The sequence below is a fragment of the Spirillospora sp. NPDC000708 genome, from assembly GCF_040299565.1.
Taxonomy (GTDB): Bacteria; Actinomycetota; Actinomycetes; order Streptosporangiales; family Streptosporangiaceae; genus Spirillospora.
This window is the reverse complement of record NZ_JBEPCJ010000029.1, coordinates 52,276-69,063: the sequence shown is the minus strand read 5'-3', so window position 1 is coordinate 69,063 and position 16,788 is coordinate 52,276. Positions and strand designations below refer to the sequence as shown.

The following is a 16,788-nucleotide window of genomic DNA, read 5'->3' as shown; positions in this document are numbered from 1 at the left end:
TCGGACGGGAAGGGGTCAGGCGCGGGGCGCCGTCGTGGGGACCATGTGCGCGGGCCACTGCCGGCCCGGGTGGACGGCGCCGCAGTTCGGGCACTCGCGGTCGCCGCCGTAGAAGCCCTCGAAGGCGGGCGGCAGGTCGTCCACGATGGAACGGACCTGCAGCTCGGCGCGGTGCACGAGGTGGTGGCACTCGGTGCAGTACCACTCGAACGCCTCCTTGAGCCCCTCGGGCCGCGGGATCTCCACCACGAGGCCGATCGACCCCTCCTCGGGCCGCTGCGGGGAGTGCCGCACGTGCGGCGGCAGCAGGAACACGTCGCCCTCGTTGATCTGCAGGTCGGTGGGCGGCTTGCCCTCCTCCTCCATGACCCGCAGGACCATGTTTCCCTTGAGCTGGTAGAAGAACTCCTCGGTCGGGTCGTCGTGGAAGTCGGTGCGCTGGTTGGGGCCGCCGACCACCATCACAATCAGTCCGGCGTCGTCGAACACCTGGACGTTCCCGACCGGCGGCTTGAGCAGGTCGCGGTGCTCGTCGATCCACGCCTGGAAGTTGAACGGGCGTCCGAACGTCAGCTGCGGCAGGGTCATGCTCCGGCCTCCTCGCCGTTGCGTGGGATGTGGGCGATGCACGAGATCTCGATGAGCAGGTGCGGGTGGGGGAGCTGGTGGACCGCGACGGTGGTGCGGGCCGGTCCGGTCTCGTCGAAGTACTCGCCGTAGACCTCGTTGTAGCCGCCGAAGTCGTTCATGCTCACCAGGTAGGTGGTGACGCTGACGACGTCGGACAGCCCTCCCCCGGCGGCCTCCAGCAGGTCGGCGATGTTCTCGATGACGGCGCGGGTCTGCGCGCGGATGTCGAGGTCGGTGACGCCCATCGGGTCGGCGCTCGCGCCGGCGAACGTGCCGTCGGGCCGCCGCGAGCTGGTGCCGGACACGAACACGAAGTCGCCGGCCCGCTTCACGTGCGGGAACCGCCCGCGCGGTTTCGCCTTGCCCTCGACGAGGATCGCGTCGCTCACCGGGTCGTCACCTCCGCGCTGCCGAGGCCGGCGCCGGTGACGCGGACGTGCGCGTCCTTCGGCAGCGGGACGGCGGCCGTCGCGGCGCCCGCCAGCACCACCCAGCCGGGTTCGAGGGGCATTCCGGCGCCGAGCGCGAGCCGCGCGGCGGCGCGCAGCGACCGGGCCGGGTCGCCGAGGATCGCGGCGGACGACCCGGTCTGCACCGGCCGCCCGTCGATCTCCATCAGCAGCCCGACGTTGGACAGGTCGCGCGGCTCGTGCCAGGCGCCGAACCCGTAGAGGGCGGCGGAGGCGTTGTCCGCGATCACGTCCGGGAGGGTGAACTTGAAGTCCTCGTAGCGCGAGTCGAGGATCTCGAACCCGACGGCGACGCCGGCCACGGCCGACTCGGCCTCGGCGACGGAGCGGACCTCGCGGCCGATCAGGTACACGATCTCCGGCTCGATCCGCGGGTGGATGAGGCCCGACAGGTCCGCCGACGCCCCGGCCTGCATCCGGTCGGTGAGCAGGCCCCAGATGACGTCGTCGACGCCCATCTGGACCATCTTCGCGCGGCTGGTGAAGCCCATCTTGACGCCGGAGAGCCGCTCCCCGCGCCCGATCCGGTGCTCGATCAGCTCGCGCTGCACCGCGTACGCGGTCGGCACGTCGAACGGCGCGGCGTCGGTGAGCTTCGGGACCGCGCGGACGTCCCGGACGGCGCCGTCCAGCGTCGCGGCGAGCGCCTGCACGTCCACCATCAGGAGTCCTCCTTACCGAAGGCGACCCGGACGTCGCCGAGGCCGTCGATGCGGGCTTCGAACACGTCGCCGGGCGCGGCGGGCACGACCGGGCCGAGCGCGCCGGTCAGCACCGTGTCGCCGGCGCGCAGCGGCCGCCCGACGCGGACCAGCGTGTCGGCGAGCCACAGCGCGGCGTTCAGCGGATGGCCGAGGCACGCGGCGCCGGTGCCGCTGGACAGCTGCTCGCCGCGCCGCTCCAGCACCATGCCGCACAGCCGCAGGTCGGCGTCCTCCAGCCGGACGGGCCGGTTGCCGAGCGCGTACATGCCGGACGAGGCGTTGTCGGCGACGGTGTCGGCGAGCGTGATGTCCCAGTCGCGGATGCGGCTGCCGACGATCTCGATGGCCGGGAGCGCGAACGCGGTCGCGCGGATGAGGTCGGCGACGGTGTGCCGCTCGTGGGTCAGGTCGTGCTCCAGGACGAGCGCGACCTCCGCCTCGACGCGCGGCTGCAGGACGGCGCCGGCGGGGATCTCGTCGCCGTCCGGGACGGCCATGTCGGCGTACAGCATCCCGAAGTCGGGGCTGTCGACGCGCATCTGCTGCTGCACGGCGCGGGACGTCAGGCCGATCTTGCGGCCGGACAGCCGCCGCCCCTCCCCCAGCCACCTCTCGGTCATCCGGTCCTGGACGGCGTAGGCGTCGTCGGCCGTCGCGATGAGGTCGCGGACGGGCTCGCACGGGACGCCGGAGGCGTGGGCGCCGAGAAGCCTCTCGGCCGCCGCGCCGATCGCCGCGGCGTCCGCCGTGTTCTCGTTGGTCGGTTCGGTCACTGGCTCGCTCTCAGATCTGGATGCACACGTTGACGGGCTCGGAGAAGAAGTCCAGTGAGTACTCTCCCCCTTCGCGGCCGATCCCGGACGCCTTGACGCCGCCGAAGGGGGTGCGGAGGTCGCGCAGGTTCCAGCAGTTCACCCACACGATGCCGGTCTCCACCTTCGGCGCGACGCGGTGCGCCCTGGACAGGTCGCGGGTCCACACGGTCGAGGCGAGGCCGTAGGGGCTGTCGTTGGCGAGCCGGAGCGCCTCGTCCTCGGTGTCGAACGGCGCGACGTGGCAGACCGGCCCGAAGATCTCCTCGCGGACGGTGCGGGCCGTCTCGGGGAGCCCGGTGAGGACGGTGGGCTCGACGTGGAAGCCGCCGTCGCGGTCGTCGCCGAACGACGGCGCGCCGCCGCCCGCGACGACGGTGGCGCCCTCCTCGCGGGCGAGCCGGTAGTACGACAGGACCTTGTCGCGGTGCGCGGCGGAGATCATCGGCCCGTAGTCCGCGAGTTCCCGTGCGCGCGCGCCGAGCCGTTCGACGAACTCGTCGAAGACGGGGCGCTCGACGTAGACGCGCTCGGTGCACAGGCAGATCTGCCCGGAGTGGGTGAAGGACGAGCGGACCGTGCCCTCGACGGCGGCGTCGAGGTCGGCGTCGGCGAACACCAGCGCCGGGTTCTTGCCGCCGAGCTCGAACGAGACCGGCGTGACGTGGTCGGCGGCGTTGCGCATGATCGCCGAGCCGGTCGCGGACTCGCCGGTGAAGGCGATGGCGTCGACGCCCGGGTGCCCGGTGAGGAACTCGCCGGCCGCGCCGGGGCCGTGCCCGTGCACCAGGTTGAACGCGCCGGACGGCAGCCCCGCCTGGTCGACGACCCGGGCGAGCAGCGTCGCTGTGGACGGCGTCTCCTCCGACGGCTTGACGACGACCGCGTTCCCGGCCGCGAGCGCCGGCGCGACCTTCCAGGTCATCAGCAGCAGCGGCAGGTTCCACGGCGAGATGATCGCGACGACGCCGAGCGGGCGCCGCACCGTGTAGTTCAGGGCCTGCCCGCCGCCGGCGCTCCAGCCGGGGACCTGCGTGGTGTAGGCGCGCTCGGGGCGCCCGTAGAGCAGGTCGGCGTAGGCGCGGAAGTTGCCGATGGCGCGGGGCACGTCGACCGTCTCGGCGAACGCGCGGGGGCGGCCGGTGTCGGCGACCTCGGCGTCCACGAACTCGGCGAACCGCGCCTCGATCCCGTCGGCGATGCGGCGCAGCGCCGCGGCCCTCTCCTCGGCGCCGCCGGCGCCCCAGGGGCCGCCCAGCGCCGCGCGGGCCGCCGCGACCGCGTCGTCGACGGCCTCGCGCGGCGCCTCCGGGACGGCACCGATCTCCGCGCCGTCCGCGGGCGAGATCAGCGGGAAGGCCGGTCCGTCCGAACGGAACACCCCGCCGACGTAGTGCTCAGCCTTCATTCCGCTCCTCCACGACGCGATCTGCCCTGACGTACCGATCCTCTGCCCACGGAGCTATGCCGTGCAAATACCAAAGATCCGCAGAGCTATCACGATGCTGTGATATCAAAGCGGTATGCGCGCGATCGACCTGCTCAACGGGCGGCTCAAGCTGCGGCACCTCGTCCTCGTGGTCGCCATCGCCGACCAGGGCAGCGTGCTGCGCGCCGCCGAGCACCTGCGGCTGGCGCAGCCCGCCGTGACGCGCAGCCTGCGCGAGGTCGAGCACATCCTCGGCGTCGAGCTGTTCACCCGCGGCCCGCGCGGCGTGACGCCGACGATGTTCGGGGACGCGTTCGTCGAGCACGCCCGGGCCGTGCTGGCCGAGCTGCGCCGCGCCGGCGAGCGGATCACCGGGCTGGCCGACGGCGAGGTCGGCACCGTCACCATCGGCACCCTGCTGGCGGGCTCGAACGTGCTGCTGCCGCGCGCGATCGCGGCGCTGAAGAAGGACCGCCCCGGCATCACCGTGATCGTCCAGGAGGCCACGTTCGACGCGCAGGTGCCGCGACTGCTGGACGGCGAGATCGACCTGATCCTCGGCCGCCTCAACCCGATCGGCGACCTGCGCGGGCTGCGCCAGATCACCCTGTACGGCGAGCCGGTCCGGCTGGTGGCGCGGCACGGCCATCCGGCCCGGTCCCGCGCCGGCCTCTCGCTCGCCGACCTGCTCGACTACCCGTGGGTGCTGCCGCTGGAGCAGACCGCGCTGCGCGCCGAGCTGGAGCAGGTGTTCCGCGCCGAGGGCCTGGAGCCGCCCGGCGACCTGGTGGAGTGCACGTCGGTGCTGACCGTCCGGACGCTGGTCCGCGACACCGACATGATCGCCGCGCTGCCGCAGCTGGTCGCGCGGACCGACGACGACATCGCGCCGCTGCCGGTGCCGCTGGAGACCGTCCGCCGGCAGGTCGGGGTCACGCTGCCCGCGCACCGCGCGCCGACCCCGTCGGCCCGGCTGATGCTCGACCACCTGCGCCGCGAGGCCGCGGAGATCGCGGAGGACTGATCACAGCGAGCGGACCAGGCCGAGCAGCGCCTCGAAGGGCGCCGACGCCGGGTCGCCGAGGTCGAGCACCACGTCGAAGTGGTCGCGGTCCGGCACCACCATCGCCTCGCCCGCGCCCCACAGCGGCGCGAACCTCCGCGACTGCTCCACGAAGCCGGTGCCGTCATGCTCGGCGACCGCGACGACCGCCGGGCAGCGCCGCTCGCGCGGCAGCAGCGCCGGGCTGAGCGCCGCGGCCCGCGGCACGTCCAGCTTCACGTACTCGTTGACGTAGACGCGGGTGATCGGGCGGATGTCGAACAGCCCGCTGAACGGCATGGCCGCCTTCACCACGTCGGCGGGCAGCCCGAGCTCCTCCTGCCATCCGCCGACCATCGTCATGCCGGTGAGGTGCCCGCCGGCGGAGCTGCCGCCGACCACGATCCGCTCGGGGTCGAGGCCGTGCTCGCGGCCGTGCCGGTGGACCCAGGCGATGGACGCCCGCACCTGCCGGACGATCTCCTCCAGCGTCGCCTTCGGCGCGAGGGTGTAGTCAGGGACGACGGTGGCGATCCCCTGTTCGTAGAGCGCACGCGCCATGAACGAGGACTCGGCGCGCGACAGCGCCATCCAGTAGCCGCCGTGCAGGAACACGAACACCGGGCGCAGGCCGTCGTCGCCGACGCCCCACACGTCCAGCCGCTCGCCGCTCGGCTCGTCGTAGACGATCCCGGGGTGACCGGGCAGCCCGTCCACGGCCGCCTCCGACTCGGCCCGGTACCGGGCCATGTGCCGCTCGAACAGCTCCGGCCCGGCCTTGCGCCGCACGTTGTAGGCGACGTCCAGTTCCTCGTCGCTCAGCCCGCTGCCCGGCCAGTCGTCCAGGTCGACCACGACCACCCACCCCTCCCGGTCCGCTCCAGCCTCCCCCCGCGGCGCCGGGTCGATCAAATACCCGTCTCGTCCGCCGCTATCACCATCGCGCTATGCCCACACCGGCTCGTCCGACTCCGTGACCCGTCCGTCGGCGCCGAACACCAGGTACCGGTCGAAGTCGGCGGCGAACCAGCGGTCGTGCGTGACGGCCAGGACGGTCCCGGAGTAGGACGCGAGCCCGTCCTGCAGCGCCTCGGCGCTCGCGAGGTCGAGGTTGTCGGTCGGTTCGTCGAGCAGCAGGAGCGTCGCGCCGGACAGCTCCAGCAGCAGGATCTGCAGCCGCGCCTGCTGCCCGCCCGACAGCGTCTCGAACGGCCGGGCCCCGGTGGGCGCCAGCTCGTAGCGGGCGAGCGCCGCCATCGCGTCGTTGCGGGTCAGGGCGTGCCCGGTCATGACGATCTCGGCGGGCGTCCGGCCGCGTAGGTCGGGCCGCGCGTGCGTCTGGACGAAGTGGCCGGGGACGACCCGCGCGCCGAGCCGCGCCTCGCCGCGGTGGGGCACGTCCGCCCCGGCGAGCAGGCGCAGGAACGTCGACTTGCCCGACCCGTTCGAGCCCAGGACCGCGACCCGCTCCCCGTACCGGACCTCCAGGTCGAAGGGGCGGGCGAGGCCGGTCAGCTCCAGCGACGCGCACACCAGGGCGCGCTTGCCCGTGCGGCCGCCGCGCAGCCGCATCCGCACGTTCTGCTCCTTCGGCGCGCTCCGCGGCGGCCCCGCCTCCTCGAACCTGCGCAGCCGGGTGCGCGCCGCCTGGTACGACGAGGCGACCGCGTCGTTGTTCGCCGCCCGCTGCCGCAGCGTGTGGACCAGGCGTTTCAGCCGCGCGTGCTCCTCGTCCCACCGGCGGCGCCGCTCGTGCAGCCGTCCGGTGCGCTCCCGCCGCGCCGCCGCGTACCCGGCGAACCCGCCGCCGTGCACCCAGAGGTCGCGGGACTCGACCGTGACGATCCGGTCGGCGGTGTCGGCGAGGAGCCGCCGGTCGTGCGAGACCAGCAGGACGGTCTTGCCCGTGGCGCGCAGCCGTCCCGCCAGCCACTCCTTGCCGGGCACGTCCAGGTAGTTGTCGGGCTCGTCGAGCAGGAGCACCTCGTCGGGGCCGCGCAGCAGCGCCTCCAGGACGAGCCGCTTCTGCTCGCCTCCCGACAGCGTGGCCACCCCGCGCGCCGCGGCCTGGTCGAAGGGCAGGCCGAGCGCGGCGGTCGTGCAGGTGTCCCAGACGACCTCGATGTCGTAGCCGCCCGCGTCGGTGTAGTCGGCGATGGCCCGCGCGTAGGCGAGCTGGCTCTCCTCGCTCTCGCCCAGGTCCCGCTCCGCCCTCGCCAGCGCCGCCGCGGCGGCGCGGACCGGTGCGGGCGCCACCGACAGCAGCAGGTCGCGGACGGTGCGGTCGTCCCGGACGCCGCCGATGAACTGCCGCATCACCCCGAGCCCGCCGGTGCTCGTCACGGTCCCCGCCGACGGCGCGACGTCCCCGGCGATCAGGCGCAGCAGCGTGGTCTTGCCCGCGCCGTTCGGGCCGACGAGCGCGCCCTTCGCCCCCTCGCCGATCCGGAAGGAGACGTCGTCCAGCAGCGGCCGGCCGTCCGGGAGCCGGTACGTCAGGCGGCTCACGTCGATGTGCCCCATCACGCCTCCTCGTACAGTGTTCGACGAACCGGATCGTTGATCTAGTGCCCGCCCAATGTACTAGCCTGGTCGCATGACCGAGAGCGTGTGGCTGCGGGAGAACCGCGCACGGCGCGAGGCTCCGCCGCTGAGCCGCGGGCGGATCGTCGCGGAGGCCGTCGCGCTGCTGGACGAGGAGGGGGCGGACCGGCTGACGATGCGCCGCCTCGCCGAGCGTCTGGGCACCGGGTCCACGACGCTGTACTGGCATGTCAAGACCAAGGACGACGTGCTGGACCTCGCGCTCGACACGATCTTCGGCGAGGTGGCGGTGCCGTCCGGCGGATCCTCGGGCGGGCGGGGCGGCTGGCGCGCGGACGCGGCCTCGCTGGTGCACGGCTGGCGGGCGGCGATGCTCCGCCACCCCTGGTCGGTCGCCGTGCTCGGGCGTCCGCTGCTGGGCCCGAACGTCCTGGCGCGCACCGAGTTCCTGCACTCCGCGCTCGCCGGCGCGGGCCTCACCGGACCCGACCTGGTCGCGGCGGCCTACGCGCTCGCCAACTTCGTCATCGGCTCCGCGCTGATGCAGGTCGCCTCCGGCGGCGCCGACGAGGCGCGCGAGGCGGCGGACGGCCTCCTCGCCCGGGAGCGGGACCGCTACCCGAGCCTGGCCGAGCACGGGCATCTCAGCGGCCACGCCTGGGACGACGCGTTCGCGCGCGGCCTCGACTGCCTCCTGGACGGGATCGCCCAGCGCCTCTGATCCGGCGGTCCCGCGTTCGGTGCCGCACAACGCGTCGCGCCCGGCCCCGGAAGGCGGGGCCGGGCGCGGGCGGCGGTTCTCAGAGGACCTTGCTGAGGAACGCCTTCGTGCGCTCGTTGGACGGGTGGTCGAGCACGTCGGCGGGCCGTCCGGACTCGACGACGACGCCTCCGTCCATGAACACCACCCGGTCGGCCACCTCGCGCGCGAAGCCGATCTCGTGCGTGACGACGATCATGGTGAGGCCCTCCTCGGCGAGGGTCTTCATCGTCTCCAGCACGTCGCCGACCAGCTCGGGGTCCAGCGCGCTCGTCGGCTCGTCGAACAGCATCAGCTTCGGCCGCATCGCCAGCGCGCGGGCGATCGCGACGCGCTGCTGCTGGCCGCCGGACAGCTGCCGCGGGTAACCGTCCGCCTTGTCGGCCAGGCCGACCTTGGCGAGCAGCTCGCGGGCCCGCTCGCGGGCCTTGGCGCGCGGCTCCCCGCGCACGCCGGTGGGCGCCTCGATGACGTTCTGCAGGACGGTCAGGTGCGGGAACAGGTTGAACTGCTGGAACACCATGCCGATCTCGCGGCGCTGCCGGGTGACGTCCCGCTTTCGCAGGTGCCGCACCTTCCCGCCGGACGCGCTGAACCCGATCAGCTCGCCGTCCACGTGCACCGAGCCGCCGTCGATGGTCTCCAGGTGGTTGACGCACCGCAGGAACGTCGACTTGCCGGACCCGGACGGCCCGAGGATCACCACGACCTCGCCGGGGTCCACGTCCAGGTCGACGCCCTTCAGCACCTCCAGGTGCCCGAACCTCTTGCGGACGTCGCGGGCGCGGACCATCGGGACGCCGGTGCGCGGCGCCTCCTTCTCCCGCGGCGCGTCCTTCTCCAGCGTGCTCAAGCGGTCACCTCCGGGGGCGGGACGGGGCGGCGGCGCCGCATCAGGACGAAGTCCCAGAAGCCCTGCCGGGCGTTGCGGATGGCGCCGCGCGCGTAGTGGTGCTCGATGAACGACTGCCCGACGTACAGGATCGAGGTGATCACCAGGTACCAGAGGCAGGCGACGAGCAGCAGCGGGATGGTCTGGAACGTCCGGTTGTAGATGGACTGGACGGTGTAGAGCAGGTCGGCGAGCGCGATCACGCTGACCAGCGAGGTCGCCTTCAGCATGTTGATCACCTGGCTGCCGGTGGGCGGCACGATGAACCGCATCGCCTGCGGCAGCACGATCCGGCGGAACGTGCGGACGCCGCCCATCCCGAGCGCCTGCGCGGCCTCGGTCTGGCCCGGGTCGACGGCGAGCAGCCCGCCGCGGATGATCTCGGCCATGTAGGCGGCCTCGTTCAGGCCGAGCCCGAGGATGGCCGCGACCAGCGGGGTGATGAGCTGGTTGGTGCTGCCGTGCGCGAACTCCGGGCCGAACGGGATCCCGACCGAGATGCGCGGCAGCAGCGCCGACAGGTTGTACCAGATCACCAGCTGCACCAGCACGGGGATGCCGCGGAAGAACCACACGTACAGCCCGCACGCGGCGCGCAGCAGCGGGTTGTCCGACAGCCGGCCGACCGCGAGCAGGATCCCGCCCGCGATGCCGACGGCCATCGCGATGACGGTCAGCTCCAGCGTGATCGCGATGCCGTCCCCGATGAGGGAGGCGTTGACGTAGCGGCCGACGACGTCCCACTGGAAGTTGTCGTTGGTCCACAGCAGGTGCGCGAACTGGGCCGCGAGGACCAGCACGACCAGCGAGGCCACCCACCGCAGCGGGTGCCGGACGTGCGCGGCGCCCGCCACGTCGACGTCGGCGACGGTGTCGCCGGAGCGCTTCTCGGTCATGGTCACCGCCGGTTCACCCCTCCCTGGGCGCCAGGTTCACGCCCGGCGCGTCGAGCATGTTCGCGGTCAGGCCCCATTCGGTCATGACCTTCTTGTAGGTGCCGTTCTCCACGAGCTTGCGCAGCGCCCGCAGCAGGACGTCCTTGAGCGGCGAGTCCTTGGCCACGACGGCGCCCTGGTACAGGTCGCCGAAGCCGTTGGCCTTGCCGGTGCCCGCGAGCTGCAGGTCGTCGCCGGACTGCTTGACGAAGTAGCCGAGCGGCGCCTGCGAGGAGAAGAAGGCGTCGGCGCGGTGCGAGCGGACGGCGAGGGTCGCGGTCGGCTGGTCCTTGTACGACTGGACCTGCACGGCCGGCCTGCCCTGCTGGACGCACGTCCCCGACTGCTTCTTGACGACGTCCTCGGCCGAGCCGCCCGCCATCACCGAGATCTTCAGCCCGCAGGTGTCGGCGATGGACCCGATGTGCTTCGGGTTGCCCTTCGGGACGGCGAAGACGACGAACTCGCGCACCCAGTCGACGAAGACGTTGTCGCCCTCCCGCTCGGGGAAGTCGCCGATCGGGCCGAGCGCGAAGTCGTACCGGCCGGCCTTGATGCCGGTCAGCTCGCTCGGCAGCCCGTCCACGGTGACGTGCTCGATCTTCACGCCGAGCAGCTGGCTGAGCGCGGTGGCGAGGTCGGCGGACGCCCCCGACAGCGAGCGGCCGTCCGACCCGGCGATCTCGTACGGCGGGAACGAGCCGTTGTTGACCGAGACCAGCTTGCCGGACGCCTTGTTCTTGGCGGGCAGCGCGTCGTGCAACGCATGGTCGACGGTCTGGCGGAGGTCGGCCTCCTTGACGCCCTGCGCGGACTTGCCGCCGCCGAGGATCCCCTCGGCCTCGGGCGGGTTCGCGCCGCACGCGGCCGTCGCGGCGAGCAGCGCGCCCGCGAGAGCGGTGGAGAGCGCAATGCGGCCCCTCATGCCGTCTCCTCTCTGGGCCGGATGGACGGGTCGACGCGGAAGCGCCGGTTCGCGAGCACCGGCAGCCTGCGCCGGGCCTCGTCGAGCTCCTCGCGGTCGGCGACCGCCCACAGCAGCCCGGGCCGGTCGGCGAGCCGGTCGCGGACGGTGCCGAGCGGGTCGACGACCATGCTCGCGCCGATGTTGCGGCGGCCGCACTCGCCGGAGGCCGCCACGTAGCAGGTGTTCTCCAGCGCCCGGGCGGCGACCATGACCTCCCAGTGCCGCTCCTTGGCGGGGCCGCGCACCCAGGCCGCCGGCAGGGCGAGCACCTCGGCGCCCGCGTCGACCAGCAGCCTGGCCGTTTCCGGGAATCTTACGTCGTAGCAGGTCATGAGCCCCACCCGCCAGCCGGCGCAGTCGAACACGACCGGCTCGCCGTCGCCGGGGCGGACCCGGTCGGACTCCCGCGCGCCGAACGCGTCGTACAGGTGGACCTTCCGGTAGACGGCGACGATCCCGCCGTCGCGGATCGCGGCGAGGGTGTTGTGCACCTTGCCGTCCCCGGCGGGCTCGTGGACGCCGACGACGACGGTGGTGCGCGAGCCGGCGGTGTGCTCCAGCAGGCCCGTGACGAACGGGCCGTCGAGCGGCTGCGCGGCCTCGGCGATCCGGTCCGGCTCGTCGATGAACAGGGCGAGGGAGTCCTCGGGCAGGACGAGGAGGTCCGCGCCGCCCTCCACGGCGCCGTCGATGAGCGTCATGCAGGTCTTGAGGTTGGTCTGCCAGTCCTCGGTGGAGGCGAACTGGCCCACGGCGATCCTCACGCGAAGACCTCCTCGGCCTTGATGGGGCGGGGCGCGATGCCCTGCTCGTACAGTTCTTCGCAGAACGCCGCGACCATCGCGGCGTTGGCGCCGGCGCCGTACGGCATCCAGTCGTCGCCGAAGAGGCGCGCCTGGGTCTCCAGCTCGTCCAGCAGCCAGGGCGTGGTGTCGGTGAGCAGCCGGCGGCGCTGGAGCCACACCCGCTTGGACTCCTCGAAGGCGTCCTGCAGCACCTCGGGGAGCCACGGGTGCTCGTCCGCGACCTCCCGCTTGAGCGCGAGGATGTGGATGCCGGGGACGAAGCCGGTGCGGGCGAAGTACTCCTTCTCGGCCCGGCGGTGGTCCTCGTACAGGTGCCGGAACCGGCTGTGCCCGGTGAACATCTCCGGCGGCATGAACGGGGTGAACACGGCATCGAAGGCGCCATCGGCGAGGCCGTCGATCAGCGACCGGTCCGCGACCCGCACGTTGGCGGGCAGCGGGCGCGCGCCGAGCCGGTCCTTGCCGGTCTCGCCGGCGGCGAGCGGCCCGACGCGCCACCGGATCGCCGACAGGTCGACGCCCTCGGCGCGCAGCAGCGCCCGGGTCCAGGTGTTGCCGGAGTCGGGCCAGCCGGTCAGCCCGATCGTCGCCCCGGCCAGGTCGCGCGGCGCGGCGAGGTCGCTGTCGTTCCGGACGAGCACGCAGCGCTGCCGGAAGCCGCGCATCACGAACACCGGCAGCCCGGCGAGCCGCTCGTCGCCGTCACCGCGCCCGAGGGCGTAGCGGCTGAAGGACGTCTCGCCGCCGTCGAGCCCGGGTTCGGCGAGGACGTCCGGGGTGATCTCCCGGGTCTCGATCTCCAGCGCCACGCCGCGGGCGCGCACCCGGCCGGTGAGCAGCGGGACGAGATGGTCCCAGTCCCGCAGCGCCAGGCGAATACGTGGAATCGGCACAACGCTCCATTTCCGCATGTAACAGGGGGTTTGTCGCGCTCGGGGCGCGATGGGACCCGACTTTAGGGCGCGTTTGTACCGCGTACAATGGGTGTTTTGTTACTACACAAAGCTTTGCGCGAGGGTAACGTGATCGACGCGGCATGGCTGGCCGAGCGCATCGGCGACCGCACGGCCCGGGGCATCGCCGCCTCGATGACCACCCTGATCCGCAGCGGGGAGCTCCCCGCCGGGACGCGGCTGCCGACCGTGCGGGGGCTGGCCGCCGAGCTCGGGGTCAGCCCGGGCACGGTCGCCGACGCCTGGTCGACGCTGCGCCGGCACCGCGTCGTCAGCGCGCAGCGGCGCCGCGGCACGGTCGTGATCGGCCCGCCCAACATCCCGCACCCCGCCCGCTACGAGCGCATCGGCGAGTTCGGCAACCGGCTGGCCGTCGACCTCGCGATCGCCGCGCCCGACCCCGCGCTGCTGCCGCCGCTGGACGCCGCGCTCGCCGCGGGCGCCCGCACCGCGCGGCTGAACGACTACACCCGGGAGACGATCACCCCGGCACTGCGCGCGGCCGTCGAACCCGCCTGGCCGTTCCCGCCCGCGGGGATGCTCGCCGTCGGCGGCGGCTACGAGGGCGTCCAGCTCGTCTGCCAGACCGTCGCCGTGCCCGGCGACCGCGTCGCCGTCGAGGACCCGACCGGCGCCCGCCTGCTCGACATCCTGGAGGCGCAGGGCGCCGAGGTCGTGCCGGTCGCCTGCGACGACGAGGGCCCCGAGCCGGACGCGCTCGCCGAGGCGCTCGCCACCGGGCCCGCCGCGTTCGTCTACCAGCCCCGCGCCCACACCCCGCGCGGGCACGCGCTGACCCCGGCCCGCGCGGCGGCCCTCGCCGAGCTGCTCGCCCCGACCAACACGCTCGCCGTCGAGGACGACGGCACCGGCGAGGTGTCGTCGTCGCCGGCGGTCAGCGTCGGCGCGCACCTGCCCGAGCGCACCGTGCTCGTCCGCTCCTACTCCAAGTCCCACGGCCCGGACCTGCGCCTCGCCGTGATCGGCGGCGCGGCGGAGCCGGTGGAGCGCGTCCGCGTCCTGCGCAGCTTCGGGACGGGCTGGACGAGCCGCATCCTCCAGGACGCGCTGGCGCACCTGCTGACCGATCCCGCGGCCGTCGCGGCCGTCGACCGGGCCCGCGCCGCCTACGCCGAACGGCGCGAGGGCCTCGCGTCCGCGCTCGCCGAGCGCGGCGTCCGGACCGGCAACCGGGACGGGCTGATGCTGTGGGTCCCGGTCGCCGACGAGTCCGCGGCCCTGGTCACGCTCGCGGCGCACGGGGTCGCGGCCGTCCCGGGCAGCCGGTACCAGATCGTCCCGGCGGGCGCCCACGTCCGGATCGCGACCGGCCGCCTCCCCGACGCCCCGCTCAGCGTCGCGGAGCTGGCCGACCTCGTGGCGCTGGCGGCGCGTCCGCACTGACCGGGGCGGCGCCGGGGACCAGGCCCGGAAGGTCCTCGGCGTGCATCTGGAGGTAGGCGCCCAGCGTCTCCGGGATGAGGTCGACCGGCGCCAGGCCCGCCGGCGTGCACGGGAAGCGGTCGACGTCGTACCGTCCGTTGGACGGGTCGTCGAACTCGGGGCCGTGGCGGCGCGACAGGTCCATCGTGACGAGCCGGCAGACGTAGAAGACGTTGAGGCGGTGCAGTTCCGGCGTCTGCTCGGCGCACGCGAACACCTGCCGGACGGGGCCGGCGGTCGCGCCGAGCTCCTCGTCCAGCTCCCGGCGCAGCGCCGCCTCCGGGCCGGCGTCGGTCGGCTCGATCTTGCCGCCCGGGGTCGTCCAGTAGACGGCGCGGCCGGGCTGGGTGCGGCGCAGCAGCACCAGGTCGCCGCCGTCGAGCAGGAGCGCGCGGACGGCCCGCCGCAGACGGGGCGCGGGCGCGGACTCGGGGGCGGCGGTCATGAGTTGAGGTAGGCGAGGACGGCCAGGACGCGGCGGTGGCCGCTGTCGGTGGGCGGCAGGCCGAGCTTGGCGAACACCGCGCCGATGTGCTTGCTGACCGACCGCTCGGTGATGACGAGCGTGGTCGCGATCGTCGCGTTGTCGAGGCCCTGCGCCATCAGCCCGAGCACCTCGCGTTCGCGGGGCGTGAGGGCCCGCAGCGGGTCGCTGCGGGCGGTCATCAGCTGGGAGACGACCTCGGGGTCCAGCGCGGTGCCGCCGGCGGCGACCCGGGCGAGCGCGTCGAGGAACTCGTCGACCCGGCTGACCCGGTCCTTGAGCAGGTACCCGACGCCCTCCGCGCCCCCGGACAGCAGCTCGGCGGCGTAGGTCTCCTCCACGTACTGCGACAGCACCAGCACCGGGAGCCCCGGGATCCGCTTGCGGGCCTCGATGGCGGCGCGGAGCCCCTCGTCCCGGAACCCGGGCGGGAGCCGGACGTCCAGGACGGCGGCGTCGGGCCGGTGCTCCAGCAGCGCGGGCAGCACCTCCGGGCCGCTGCCGGCGACGGCGGCGACCTCGTGCCCGTCGGAGGTCAGCAGCAGCACCAGGCCCTCGCGCAGCAGCACGTTGTCCTCGGCGATCACGATCCGCACGGCAGGTCCGCTTCCAGCGTCGTCCCTCCCCCGTCGGGGCTGTCGATGCGGGTGGTCCCGTCGAGCGCGGCCACCCGGCGGCGGATGCCCGCCAGGCCGCTGCCGCGGCCCGCGTCGGCCCCGCCCTTGCCATCATCGCGCACTCTGATCAGCAGCCGGGCCCCTTCGCGGCGGACGGTGACGGACGCGGTGCGGGCGCCGCTGTGCTTGGCGATGTTGGTGAGCGCCTCGGCGACGACGAAGTAGGCGGCGGCCTCGACGGCGGCGGGCGCTCGGCCGGCCTCGTCGAGGTCCATCTCGACCGGGATGTGCTGGCCGGCGGCGAGCGCGCGCACGGCACCGGCGAGGCCCCGGTCGGACAGGATCGGCGGGTACACGCCGCGGATGACGGTCCGCAGCTGCGTCAGCGCCTCCTCCACGCCGTCCCTGGCCTCCAGGAACAGCGCGCGGGCGGCGGCCGGGTCGGCGTCGAAGCGGCGGTCGGCGAGGCCGAGCCGCAGCGCGACCGCGACCAGCTGCGCCTGCGTCCCGTCGTGCAGGTCGCGCTCGATGCGGCGCAGCTCGGCGCCGTGCGCCTCCAGCGCCTCGGCGCGGGTCTCGGTGAGCTCCTCCACCCGCTCGGTGAGGCTGGTGCGCCGGGTGGGGCGCAGCAGCACCTCGGCCAGCCGGGCCTGCCAGCGCACGAACCGCGGCACCAGCCAGAGCAGCGCCGCCAGGTCCAGGCCCGCCTGGAGGAACGGGAACGTGAGCGCCTGCGGCCAGGTGTACAGGTCCACGAACGCCGCCACCGAGCCCTTCGGCGCGGCCCACCACCACAGCGGTATCGACGCCGCGTACGGGATCGCCGGCCAGAGCCCGACCGCCATCACCGCCATCACCAGGCCGCTGTAGCCGTGCGCGGCCATCCACGCGATGTCCCGCCACAGCGCCGGCGACCGCACGATCCGGCGCGCCTCCCCCAGGCCCGCGTCCTCGCGGGGCGGGTACGGCTCGGGGATCTCCCGGCCGAGCACCTGCCCGGCTCGGCGGCGTTCGGCGTTCGCGAGCGCGCGCAGCGGCTTCACCGCGTCCGGCAGCCACGGCAGCGCGACGACCAGCAGGGCGAGGAACACGAGCAGGGGCGCCACGCCGAGCAGCGCGGGCACGGTGATGCGCAGCGCGCCCACCAGGCGGCCCGTCGCCTCCGCGCTGCGCCGCAGCGCCGCCGTCACGCTCATCTGTGCCCTTGTCATGTCGCCTCTCGGCACACGCTATGTGAGCGCGCCGCGCGGCGCATCCGGGCCGGCTCCCATGCCGATGGTGTAGCCCGCTACACCATCGA

Annotated in this window: 18 protein-coding genes; 3 read left to right on the top strand and 15 right to left on the bottom strand. The window is 74.0% G+C overall.

Features of this window, described 5'->3' with window-relative positions; translation table 11 throughout:
* Positions 1–15: 15 nt before the first annotated feature.
* From ABT299_RS21745 to ABT299_RS21725, 5 genes are read right to left on the bottom strand one after another with little or no spacing between them, the layout of a single operon-like run.
* A complete protein-coding gene (locus ABT299_RS21745; RefSeq protein WP_190856521.1) occupies positions 16–588 on the bottom strand; it encodes a 3-hydroxyanthranilate 3,4-dioxygenase in 573 nt (190 codons plus the stop codon).
* Positions 585–1,019, bottom strand: a complete 435-nt coding sequence (locus ABT299_RS21740) for a Rid family hydrolase (protein WP_190856520.1) — start codon at positions 1,017–1,019, stop codon at positions 585–587. The genes ABT299_RS21745 and ABT299_RS21740 overlap by 4 nt, the downstream gene beginning before the upstream one ends.
* Positions 1,016–1,762: a 2-keto-4-pentenoate hydratase gene (locus tag ABT299_RS21735; protein ID WP_500251796.1), complete on the bottom strand. Its 747-nt coding sequence runs from the start codon at positions 1,760–1,762 to the stop codon at positions 1,016–1,018. The genes ABT299_RS21740 and ABT299_RS21735 overlap by 4 nt, the downstream gene beginning before the upstream one ends.
* Positions 1,762–2,577, bottom strand: a complete 816-nt coding sequence (locus ABT299_RS21730) for a fumarylacetoacetate hydrolase family protein (RefSeq protein WP_190856518.1) — start codon at positions 2,575–2,577, stop codon at positions 1,762–1,764. The genes ABT299_RS21735 and ABT299_RS21730 overlap by 1 nt, the downstream gene beginning before the upstream one ends.
* Positions 2,578–2,587: 10 nt before the next feature.
* A complete protein-coding gene (locus tag ABT299_RS21725; RefSeq protein WP_500251795.1) occupies positions 2,588–4,024 on the bottom strand; it encodes a 2-hydroxymuconic semialdehyde dehydrogenase in 1,437 nt (478 codons plus the stop codon).
* A 115-nt stretch (positions 4,025–4,139) separates the two neighbouring features.
* On the opposite strand from ABT299_RS21725, the gene ABT299_RS21720 reads away from it, so the two are divergent.
* Positions 4,140–5,069, top strand: a complete 930-nt coding sequence (locus ABT299_RS21720) for a LysR substrate-binding domain-containing protein (protein ID WP_190856516.1) — start codon at positions 4,140–4,142, stop codon at positions 5,067–5,069.
* Here the strand turns inward: ABT299_RS21720 and ABT299_RS21715 are convergent, their stop codons facing one another.
* Positions 5,070–5,948: an alpha/beta hydrolase gene (locus tag ABT299_RS21715; RefSeq protein WP_500251794.1), complete on the bottom strand. Its 879-nt coding sequence runs from the start codon at positions 5,946–5,948 to the stop codon at positions 5,070–5,072.
* Between the two features lie 84 nt (positions 5,949–6,032).
* Positions 6,033–7,610 carry an ABC-F family ATP-binding cassette domain-containing protein gene (locus ABT299_RS21710; protein WP_500251793.1) on the bottom strand — a complete coding sequence of 526 codons (1,578 nt, stop codon included), beginning with the start codon at positions 7,608–7,610 and terminating at the stop codon, positions 6,033–6,035.
* A gap of 73 nt (positions 7,611–7,683) precedes the next feature.
* Here ABT299_RS21710 and ABT299_RS21705 point away from each other — a divergent pair, with 73 nt between their 5' ends.
* Entirely contained in the window at positions 7,684–8,352 is a 669-nt protein-coding gene (locus ABT299_RS21705) for a TetR/AcrR family transcriptional regulator (protein WP_500251792.1), read from the top strand.
* A 79-nt stretch (positions 8,353–8,431) separates the two neighbouring features.
* Here ABT299_RS21705 and ABT299_RS21700 read toward each other — a convergent pair whose 3' ends face one another.
* Genes ABT299_RS21700 through ABT299_RS21680 form a run of 5 tightly spaced genes read right to left on the bottom strand, consistent with a single transcriptional unit; the run spans position 8,432 to position 12,884 of the window.
* A complete protein-coding gene (locus ABT299_RS21700) occupies positions 8,432–9,184 on the bottom strand; it encodes an amino acid ABC transporter ATP-binding protein (RefSeq protein ID WP_190856602.1) in 753 nt (250 codons plus the stop codon).
* A gap of 56 nt (positions 9,185–9,240) precedes the next feature.
* On the bottom strand, positions 9,241–10,179 hold the full coding sequence (locus ABT299_RS21695; RefSeq protein ID WP_500251817.1) for an amino acid ABC transporter permease: 939 nt from the start codon (positions 10,177–10,179) through the stop codon (positions 9,241–9,243).
* Between the two features lie 13 nt (positions 10,180–10,192).
* Entirely contained in the window at positions 10,193–11,143 is a 951-nt protein-coding gene (locus tag ABT299_RS21690) for an ABC transporter substrate-binding protein (RefSeq protein ID WP_500251791.1), read from the bottom strand.
* Positions 11,140–11,949: a nitrilase-related carbon-nitrogen hydrolase gene (locus tag ABT299_RS21685; protein WP_500251790.1), complete on the bottom strand. Its 810-nt coding sequence runs from the start codon at positions 11,947–11,949 to the stop codon at positions 11,140–11,142. The genes ABT299_RS21690 and ABT299_RS21685 overlap by 4 nt, the downstream gene beginning before the upstream one ends.
* Positions 11,946–12,884 (bottom strand): substrate-binding domain-containing protein, encoded by a 939-nt coding sequence (locus tag ABT299_RS21680; protein ID WP_387030607.1) that lies wholly within the window; start codon positions 12,882–12,884, stop codon positions 11,946–11,948. The genes ABT299_RS21685 and ABT299_RS21680 overlap by 4 nt, the downstream gene beginning before the upstream one ends.
* A gap of 129 nt (positions 12,885–13,013) precedes the next feature.
* Here ABT299_RS21680 and ABT299_RS21675 point away from each other — a divergent pair, with 129 nt between their 5' ends.
* Positions 13,014–14,348, top strand: coding sequence for an aminotransferase class I/II-fold pyridoxal phosphate-dependent enzyme (locus ABT299_RS21675; RefSeq protein WP_387030609.1), 1,335 nt, complete (start codon positions 13,014–13,016; stop codon positions 14,346–14,348).
* On the opposite strand, the gene ABT299_RS21670 is transcribed toward ABT299_RS21675, so the two are convergent.
* Genes ABT299_RS21670 through ABT299_RS21660 form a run of 3 tightly spaced genes read right to left on the bottom strand, consistent with a single transcriptional unit; the run spans position 14,296 to position 16,684 of the window.
* A complete protein-coding gene (locus ABT299_RS21670; RefSeq protein WP_500251789.1) occupies positions 14,296–14,832 on the bottom strand; it encodes an NUDIX domain-containing protein in 537 nt (178 codons plus the stop codon). The genes ABT299_RS21675 and ABT299_RS21670 overlap by 53 nt on opposite strands.
* Positions 14,829–15,467 carry a LuxR C-terminal-related transcriptional regulator gene (locus ABT299_RS21665; RefSeq protein ID WP_190856508.1) on the bottom strand — a complete coding sequence of 213 codons (639 nt, stop codon included), beginning with the start codon at positions 15,465–15,467 and terminating at the stop codon, positions 14,829–14,831. Before ABT299_RS21665 ends, ABT299_RS21670 begins: the two co-directional genes overlap by 4 nt.
* Positions 15,455–16,684: a sensor histidine kinase gene (locus ABT299_RS21660; RefSeq protein WP_500251788.1), complete on the bottom strand. Its 1,230-nt coding sequence runs from the start codon at positions 16,682–16,684 to the stop codon at positions 15,455–15,457. The genes ABT299_RS21665 and ABT299_RS21660 overlap by 13 nt, the downstream gene beginning before the upstream one ends.
* Positions 16,685–16,788: the final 104 nt, after the last annotated feature.

Bases quoted from the DNA above. Each gene is read 5' to 3' on its own strand.
- ABT299_RS21745 (WP_190856521.1), bottom strand. From the start codon at position 588: ATGACCCTGCCGCAGCTGACGTTCGGACGCCCGTTCAACTTCCAGGCG.
- ABT299_RS21735 (WP_500251796.1), bottom strand. From the start codon at position 1,762: ATGGTGGACGTGCAGGCGCTCGCCGCGACGCTGGACGGCGCCGTCCGG.
- ABT299_RS21725 (WP_500251795.1), bottom strand. From the start codon at position 4,024: ATGAAGGCTGAGCACTACGTCGGCGGGGTGTTCCGTTCGGACGGACCG.
- ABT299_RS21720 (WP_190856516.1), top strand. From the start codon at position 4,140: ATGCGCGCGATCGACCTGCTCAACGGGCGGCTCAAGCTGCGGCACCTC.
- ABT299_RS21710 (WP_500251793.1), bottom strand. From the start codon at position 7,610: ATGGGGCACATCGACGTGAGCCGCCTGACGTACCGGCTCCCGGACGGC.
- ABT299_RS21705 (WP_500251792.1), top strand. From the start codon at position 7,684: ATGACCGAGAGCGTGTGGCTGCGGGAGAACCGCGCACGGCGCGAGGCT.
- ABT299_RS21700 (WP_190856602.1), bottom strand. From the start codon at position 9,184: ATGGTCCGCGCCCGCGACGTCCGCAAGAGGTTCGGGCACCTGGAGGTG.
- ABT299_RS21695 (WP_500251817.1), bottom strand. From the start codon at position 10,179: ATGACCGAGAAGCGCTCCGGCGACACCGTCGCCGACGTCGACGTGGCG.
- ABT299_RS21690 (WP_500251791.1), bottom strand. From the start codon at position 11,143: ATGAGGGGCCGCATTGCGCTCTCCACCGCTCTCGCGGGCGCGCTGCTC.
- ABT299_RS21670 (WP_500251789.1), bottom strand. From the start codon at position 14,832: ATGACCGCCGCCCCCGAGTCCGCGCCCGCGCCCCGTCTGCGGCGGGCC.
- ABT299_RS21660 (WP_500251788.1), bottom strand. From the start codon at position 16,684: ATGAGCGTGACGGCGGCGCTGCGGCGCAGCGCGGAGGCGACGGGCCGC.